General features: G+C 67.0%; 8 protein-coding genes and 1 pseudogene. 2 read left to right on the forward strand and 7 right to left on the reverse strand.

Annotated features, from left to right (window positions below):
* Window positions 1-331: pseudogene (locus tag WEA77_RS04265) on the reverse strand (hypothetical protein); the annotation flags it as partial.
* A 150-nt stretch (window positions 332-481) separates the two neighbouring features.
* Between WEA77_RS04265 and WEA77_RS04270 the strand changes: the two are divergent.
* Both WEA77_RS04270 and WEA77_RS04275 read left to right on the forward strand, forming a co-directional pair.
* The gene (locus WEA77_RS04270) at window positions 482-1,429 is read left to right on the forward strand and encodes a TonB-dependent receptor plug domain-containing protein (RefSeq protein ID WP_368066627.1); all 948 of its coding nucleotides are present in this window, start codon (window positions 482-484) and stop codon (window positions 1,427-1,429) included.
* A 95-nt stretch (window positions 1,430-1,524) separates the two neighbouring features.
* A complete protein-coding gene (locus WEA77_RS04275; protein ID WP_368066628.1) occupies window positions 1,525-1,662 on the forward strand; it encodes a hypothetical protein in 138 nt (45 codons plus the stop codon).
* A 64-nt stretch (window positions 1,663-1,726) separates the two neighbouring features.
* On the opposite strand, the gene leuB is transcribed toward WEA77_RS04275, so the two are convergent.
* The 6 genes from leuB to WEA77_RS04305 all read right to left on the reverse strand — a co-directional run.
* Window positions 1,727-2,779 (reverse strand): 3-isopropylmalate dehydrogenase, encoded by a 1,053-nt coding sequence (leuB, locus tag WEA77_RS04280; RefSeq protein WP_368066629.1) that lies wholly within the window; start codon window positions 2,777-2,779, stop codon window positions 1,727-1,729.
* A gap of 658 nt (window positions 2,780-3,437) precedes the next feature.
* Window positions 3,438-3,734: a putative quinol monooxygenase gene (locus WEA77_RS04285; protein WP_368066630.1), complete on the reverse strand. Its 297-nt coding sequence runs from the start codon at window positions 3,732-3,734 to the stop codon at window positions 3,438-3,440.
* Complete coding sequence (locus tag WEA77_RS04290) at window positions 3,731-3,904, reverse strand: hypothetical protein (RefSeq protein ID WP_368066631.1); 174 nt, start codon at window positions 3,902-3,904, stop codon at window positions 3,731-3,733. Before WEA77_RS04290 ends, WEA77_RS04285 begins: the two co-directional genes overlap by 4 nt.
* A 32-nt stretch (window positions 3,905-3,936) precedes the next feature.
* Window positions 3,937-4,566 carry a 3-isopropylmalate dehydratase small subunit gene (gene leuD, locus WEA77_RS04295; RefSeq protein ID WP_368066632.1) on the reverse strand — a complete coding sequence of 210 codons (630 nt, stop codon included), beginning with the start codon at window positions 4,564-4,566 and terminating at the stop codon, window positions 3,937-3,939.
* A 9-nt stretch (window positions 4,567-4,575) separates the two neighbouring features.
* Window positions 4,576-5,424 carry a VOC family protein gene (locus WEA77_RS04300; RefSeq protein ID WP_368066633.1) on the reverse strand — a complete coding sequence of 283 codons (849 nt, stop codon included), beginning with the start codon at window positions 5,422-5,424 and terminating at the stop codon, window positions 4,576-4,578.
* On the reverse strand, window positions 5,421-5,937 hold a 517-nt coding region (locus tag WEA77_RS04305; RefSeq protein ID WP_368066634.1), incomplete at its 5' end, for a glutathione S-transferase family protein. The genes WEA77_RS04300 and WEA77_RS04305, both read right to left, overlap by 4 nt.

The raw sequence follows: 5,937 nt of genomic DNA on the forward strand, positions 1-5,937 counted from the left end.
GGCCGAGGCCGCGCGCCTCGGGCACGGGCACGGGCACGACCCAGCGCAGCTGGCCGCGCGTGCCGCGGTCGATCATGGCGGCGCAGCCGAGCGGCTCTCCTCCCCGCTCGGCGAACCAGACGCGGCTCGCATGACCGGGCGCGTCGAGGCCGGCTTCGGCAACGGTGAGGCCGACATATTCCGAGAAGCGCCCGGCGAAGACGGGGCCTTCGCCGCCATAGCCGCGCCGGTGCAGGCCCACGATCAGGTCCGCGTCGCCGGAGCGCCAGTCGCTGCGCAGGCGAACGGCCTGGGGCGGGCTACCTCCCGGAGAGGGAAAATCGCGCAACATTTTTGTCTGCCCCAAAGTACTTCCGCCGCGTCAGGGCTTCCGGGCGGGCCGGGATATCTGTCCGGCGAGCCCCACGCGTTAACGTCTGAACCAGCGGCAGGAGACGTCAATCCGGAAAACCGGGACGCCCTGTCCATCCGGGAGGACACAATGAAGACTTACATGAAGTTCAGCGCTCAGGCGCTGGCGAAGATGGTGATGGTGATGGCGCCGCCTGTCTTCGCACAGGACGCGGCCGAGGATGTCGAAGCGCGGCAGAAGGCCGTCATCTTGACGGCGACCAAGCGCAACGAAACCATTCAGGACATGCCTTTCTCGATCAACGCGCAGACCGCCGAGGACATCGCGCGGACGGGCGCGGGCAATCTTGAAGACGTGGCCCGCTCGGTGGCGGGCCTGTCGATCCAGAACCTCGGACCGGGGCAGAGCCAGGTCGCCGTGCGCGGCGTCTTGGCCGGGCAGATCGTGCGCGGCCAGCCGGGCGTGAAGGAACAGGTAGGCGTCTACCTCGACGTATCGGCGGTTTCGCTGTCGCTGTTCACGCCGGACATTGACCTTTACGATCTCAACCGGACGGAGACGCTGCGCGGGCTGCAGGGCACGCTGTTCGGCTCGGGCTCGGTCGGCGGTACGGTGCGCTACATCACCAACCAGCCGGCACCCGGCACGCAGGAAGGCAGCCTCGAGGCGAGCCTCAATACAATCAAGGACGGCGGAACGGGTGGCCACATCAAGGGTATGGTCAACCTGCCGCTGGGAGAGACGGCGGCGGCACGCGCGGTCGGCGTCGAGGCGGAACTCGGCTGGAGCCCGATGGCGGGCCTCGACTTCGACCTTTCGGCCAGCGTGCTGGAAGCAAAGTTCGACTCCGCCGTGAGGGATGGCAACGGCGCCGTGATCGGCGGCATCCAGGACGCCAACCGCCTGCCCTCCGTGCCGGAGCTGCAGGCGTCTGCAGCCAGCACCTGTCGCTGGGCACCCACCTGGGTGAACGCAGACGCGTTCGTCTCGGGTTCGGTGCAGCATATCGGCGACCGCTTCACGCAGCCAAGCGACCAGCTGCCAACACAGGGCCCGGGCTGGCGCTCGGCGCCCTGACGGGCCTTGAGAACCCGCACAACCTGGCGGACCTGAACCTCGGCGCCTATACGACGCTGAACGCCAGCGCAGGCCTCGAATTCGAGACCTGGCCGATGACGCTGTCTGCCAACAACCTCACGGCTGAGGACACCCAGCTGTCCTTCGACCGTGAGCGCGGCGCTCGCGCGCGTCTCGGCTTCCGCGGCAACCCGCCGCGCATGTTCGGGATCACGTTGCGCCGGACGTTTTAATCCGCATACGGAGCATTTTGAGGAAAACTCCGCAGCACACTGCGGGGTTTTTCATTTTCCGAGGTCAGAGCGAGGCGATGATTGCGTCAGCCATCTGGCTTGTGGTGAGGTCGCCGCCAAGATCCCGGGTGCGGGCGCCCCGGTCGAGCGCCTTGCCGACAGCAGCGAGGAGGGCGTCAGCGGCCCTCTCCTTTCCGAACGACCAGCGCAGCGCCATTTCGAGCGAGAGGATCGCGGCGCAGGGATTGGCGATGCCCTGCCCCGCAATATCCGGCGCCGAGCCATGCACGGGCTCGTAAAGGCCGGGCGTGCCGGGCGCACCGAGCGAGGCAGATGGCAGCATGCCGATGGAGCCGGTCAGCATGGCGGCTTCGTCGGAGAGGATGTCGCCGAAGAGGTTGTCGGCGAGAATCACGTCGAACTGTTTAGGCTGACGCACGAGTTCCATGGCGCAGGCGTCAGCGTACATGTGCGACAGCGCAACGCCGCCTCCGAATTCGGCATGCGCGAGGGTGACTTCCTGGCGCCAGAAGAGGCCGGATTCCATGACATTGGATTTTTCCACCGAACAGACGCGGGCATTCCGGCCGCGCGCGATTTCGAAGGCGACACGGGCGACGCGCTCGATTTCCGGATGGGTATAGATGGCGGTGTCATAGCCGCGGCGCAGGCCGCCGGCATCGTCGATGCCGCGCGGCTGGCCAAAATAGACGCCGCCCGTCAGCTCCCGAACGATCATGATGTCCAGGCCTTCAACGCGGTCGCGCTTCAGGCTGGACGCATCGACCAGCGCCGGAAAGCAGAAGGCGGGGCGCAGGTTTGCGAAGACGTCGAGACCCTTGCGCAGGGCAAGCAGGCCGGCTTCCGGGCGTTTGTCCCGCGCCGCGCCCGTCCATTTGGGACCACCGACAGCGCCAAGGAGGACCGCGTCCGACTTGTGAGCACGCGCCAGCGTCTCGGCGGTCAGCGGTGTGCCGTGCGCGTCGAGGCTGGCGCCGCCGGCAAGGCCGGTCTCGATGATGATGTCCGGCACGAGCAGTTCGGCCACGCGGCGCGCTTGGGCGACGACTTCCGGGCCGATGCCATCGCCGGGCAGGAGAAGGAGCGTGCGTTTCATGTCAGCCTTTTATCCACCTTACACTTTTGCTGCAGCGCCCCCGTTCAGGGCTAAACGCCCTGGCGCGACTGACCGAGCAGGCCCTCGTTACGGGCCTTTTCGTCTGCGTCCTGTTTGGCCCAGTCTTCGGCGGTGCGGCAGTCTTCCTTGGGAAACTTCGGGCCGGCGCTCTCGGCGGAGCGCCATTCCTTGCGCTCGTTCCCGGCCAGTTTTTCGGCGTACCGGCGCAGGCGCCGGGGACAGCGACCGGCAGGACGGATAAGGCAAGGGCTTTCAGCATGACAGCGATCCTCGATGACTTAGCCTGTCCCGCTAAAGGACCGGGCCCGGCGAGGCAAGCCTTACATGGTGGCCGGATTACCGTCCTGTTTGGCGTTGTCATAGAGCCCGGGATCGCGCGCCCGGTCTTCCTCGTCGCGGCTGACCCACTGTTTCGGGGTCAGTCATTCCCGCTTTACGGTACAGGACCCGGTCGTCTGGATTTCGCGGCACACTTTTTCGGCCGCCGCCTCTGCCCCCCCCCGGAACGCCGGCGCAGGCTGACAGCCAGAACGGCGCCAAGGATCTGGTATTTTATCGGCTTCTCCCCTCTGCGGCGGAAGCCGTGGCTACCGGCGTAAAAACCGGGGGGGCAAGCCTGAATTGGGCCGTACGGGGGTCAGATCGTCTCGGGGTTGGCCTCATAAAGGCGCAGTGAGCGGTCCGTGATGCCGAGCTGCGGGGAGAAGCTTCGCCAGGTGGCCATATGGGCGGCGGCAAAATGCGCCGTCAGCGCCGCGCGGGTCTCCCAGCGCTCGGTGACGCGGACGAGGCCGGGGTCGAGCACATCGACGGCATAGGCATAATCGATGCAGCCGGGCTCGGCGCGGCTGGCGCGGATCATCTGTTTCATCACCGGACGGGCGGCTTCAAGGTTTTCCGGCGGGATGCGGACCGTGCCTTCGATGACGATCATGGCTGGGTGTCCGGCGCATCGGCGGCCGGCGTCTCGGTCTTGGTTTCAGCGGGCTTCTCGGGAAGCTTCACACCGCGCACTTCAGGCTTCGTGCCGAAGGGATCGTTCAGGCAGGCGGACAGGGCCGGGATGAGCAGCAGCGGCAGGAGCAGGCGGACGGAACGGGGCATGGCGTGTCTCCGGTAGCGGCCCGATCTGCGTTTCAGCGGGCGGTTTCGAGCCAGGGGGTAGCGAGGCGGCGCTGCGCCTCGAAGGTATCGATCGCGGGCGCCGCGGTCAGCGAGGCGCCGATCTCGTCGAGCCCGGCCATCAGGTTCGATTTGCGGCCCGCATCGATGTCGAACCTGTGCACTTCGCCGTCGGGCGTCGTGACGGTCTGCGCCGCGAGATCGACCGTGAAGACATGGTTCGAACCGCCGGCGGCCGTGGCCAGCCTCTCGCAGACTTCCGCCGGCAGGCGGACCGGCAGGATGGCGTTCTTGTAGCAATTGTTGTGGAAGATATCGGCAAAGCTCGGCGCGATGACGCAGGTGATACCCTGGTCGAGCAGCGCCCAGGGGGCGTGCTCGCGTGAGGAGCCGCAGCCGAAATTCTCGCCCGCGATCAGGATCGAGGCTTTCGCATATTCCGGGCGGTTGAGCACGAAATCCGGGTTCGGCGAGCCGTCCGCCTTGGTTTTCAACTCGTGGAACAGACCGATGGCGAGGCCGGTGCGGGTCGTCGTCTTCAGGAACTGTTTCGGAATGATCATGTCGGTGTCGACATTCGACATCGGCTTGCCCTTCTCGAGAAGGGGCGCCGCGGTTCCGGTGAGGGCGGTGAAGGGGGTCATGCGAGGCTTTTAGTCGGCCGCGCCGGAAATGAACAGGGTGGGGACGCCCATCGTGCCATCGCGGACGGTGAAGACGCGGGTACCGGCGCGGCGGCCGGTGCGCACTTCGGAGAGTTTGAAGCCTTTGGCGGTGAGGCGGTCATGGGCGGCTTCGATGTCGCCGACACGCCAAGTGAGGCCCCAGAACTGGTCCGGCCCGGCGGGGTCTTCCCCCTGCCCCAACCGGTGGGCGATTTCGACCGTGATGCCGCCGGTGCGGAAGAAAATGAGGCGCACGCCCCATTCCGGCGCGGAGCGGTCGAGCGCGAGGCGCAGGCCAAGCTTGGCGCCGTAGAGCGCCATCGCGCGGTCCGGGTTCGGCGTGTTGATGACAAGATGGTCAAGCGCGTGGACATGGCCGAGGGGAACTTCGGCGGGCTCGAGCGCGCCCTCCAGCGGCTCGACAAAGAACCAGCGGATGGAGGCGGTGTGTTCCGGCGGAACGCGGAAGCTGCGCCAGGTGCGCCGGGCCTCGCGGTTCATGTCTTCGCTCACACCGTCTTCGGTGGGCGTGGGCGACAGGGCGAGGCGCAAGAGGGCGCGGTGGTCTCCGGCAAGGTCGGCCGAGCGGAAGGCCAGCGACTTGAGGCCGGGGCCTTCCTCGGTGATGCGGGCGCGCAGGTGTTCTGCGCTTGCTCCGTGCCCGGACGGGGCGACGAGTTCCAGCGCGGTATTGCCGAGCTGGAAGAGCGCGGTGGCGACGCCGGTATCGCTGACGGCGCGCCAGTCCGGCCCGCGGCCGAGCAGGGCGGCATAGACCGCCGCGCCTGCTTCAATCTCGGGCGCGAGGATCACGATGTGATCGACGCCGTTGATCATGCCTTCACGCTCGCCTGCGGCAGGCAGTCATTGACGCCCTTGAAGCCGGGCAGCGCCTCGACGCGGGCGAGCCATTTGCGGACATTGCCATAGGCGGCGAGGTCAATGCCGGCCTGCGGGGCATAGGCGGCTATGGCGTAGATATCGACGTCGGCGATGGTGGCCCCCTTGCCGACCAGCCAGTCGCGCCCGTCGAGCAGGCCGTTGAGTTCCTTCAGCGCGGCAAGGGCAGTCTGCAGGTTCGCTTCGGCGATGGCTTCGGGGAACTTGAAGAAGCCGAGCTTGGCGGCGCGGGTGCGATAGATGCCGGTCGTAAGGTTTCCGGCGCCCCAGAGCTGCCATTCGCGGGCACGCAGGCGCTCACCCCGGTCCTTGCCGCCGAGTTTACCGCTCTCGTCAGCGAGATAGTCGAGGATCACGGATGACTGGCAGAGGCAATAATCCGACTGGTGATCTTCAAGCACCGGCACCTGGCCATAGCGGTTGCGGGCGAGAAAGGCGTCGGCCTTATGG

The sequence above is a fragment of the Hyphomonas sp. genome (genome assembly GCF_040882205.1).
GTDB lineage: Bacteria > Pseudomonadota > Alphaproteobacteria > Caulobacterales > Hyphomonadaceae > Hyphomonas.

Bases quoted from the DNA above. Each gene is read 5' to 3' on its own strand.
- WEA77_RS04270 (WP_368066627.1), top strand. From the start codon at position 482: ATGAAGACTTACATGAAGTTCAGCGCTCAGGCGCTGGCGAAGATGGTG.
- WEA77_RS04275 (WP_368066628.1), top strand. From the start codon at position 1,525: ATGACGCTGTCTGCCAACAACCTCACGGCTGAGGACACCCAGCTGTCC.
- leuB (WP_368066629.1), bottom strand. From the start codon at position 2,779: ATGAAACGCACGCTCCTTCTCCTGCCCGGCGATGGCATCGGCCCGGAA.
- WEA77_RS04285 (WP_368066630.1), bottom strand. From the start codon at position 3,734: ATGATCGTCATCGAAGGCACGGTCCGCATCCCGCCGGAAAACCTTGAA.
- WEA77_RS04290 (WP_368066631.1), bottom strand. From the start codon at position 3,904: ATGCCCCGTTCCGTCCGCCTGCTCCTGCCGCTGCTGCTCATCCCGGCC.
- leuD (WP_368066632.1), bottom strand. From the start codon at position 4,566: ATGACCCCCTTCACCGCCCTCACCGGAACCGCGGCGCCCCTTCTCGAG.
- WEA77_RS04300 (WP_368066633.1), bottom strand. From the start codon at position 5,424: ATGATCAACGGCGTCGATCACATCGTGATCCTCGCGCCCGAGATTGAA.